The sequence below is a fragment of the Spiribacter pallidus genome, assembly GCF_040838495.1.
Classification (GTDB): domain Bacteria; phylum Pseudomonadota; class Gammaproteobacteria; order Nitrococcales; family Nitrococcaceae; genus Spiribacter; species Spiribacter pallidus.
On the sequence record NZ_JBAKFM010000011.1, the window covers coordinates 1 to 802 of the forward strand.

Genomic DNA, 802 nt, shown 5'->3' on the forward strand with positions numbered 1-802 from the left:
GATGCCACCGGCGCCACCGGTGGTGGTGATGTGCTCATTGGCGGTGACTGGCAGGGGGGTGATCACGCGGAGTACCGGGTGTTCAACGACCCGGAGGCGCTGCGCGAGGCGGTGAGTGTGGACATGGCCGCGGGGGCGCGGATTGACGCCAGCGCCACCGAGCGCGGTGATGGCGGCACGGTGGTGTTGTGGAGTGATATCAAGAATCCGTCCTCGGTGACTGATGTGCGTGGCACTATCCTGGCCCGCGGCGGGTCGTCAGGGGGTGATGGTGGGCTCATCGAGACCTCGGGGCATGAGCTTTTCACCGAGGGTGCGGTGGTGCGCGCGGATGCTCCGCTGGGTGAGGCGGGTTTGTGGTTGCTTGACCCGGAGTTCTCGCTGATCACCCAGAGTGTGGCGGATGGGTTTGCCGATACGCTGAACACGGGCACCAATGTCACCAATCTGGTGGCGGGGGACATGGTCTGGGCGAGCGGTGTGGTGCTGACGAAGTCGTCGGGCGGGGATGCCACGCTGACGCTGCGCACCACGGATGCCGGGGATATCATTTTTGAGTCTGGTGCGAAGATTGAGAGCGCTTCGGGTGCGCTCAATGTGGTGCTGGATGCGGATGGGCGCATTGACATTGCCTCGGGGGTGAGCTTTATCACCAACGGTGGCTACACGCGGTTCCGCGCGGCGGGCAACGACGCCGAGGACGATAGCGAGGAGGAAGCCTCCGAAGAGAAAGACACCGAGGAGAAATCCGAAGGCGATACCAAGGAGGAGTCCGACAGCGGCTCGAAAGACAGCAGCGAGG

The 802-nt window shown here is 64.1% G+C and carries 1 pseudogene; it reads left to right on the forward strand.

Annotation, left to right across the window (positions count from 1 at the left end):
* Positions 1–802 (forward strand): annotated as a pseudogene (locus V6X73_RS09550) (hypothetical protein); the annotation flags it as partial.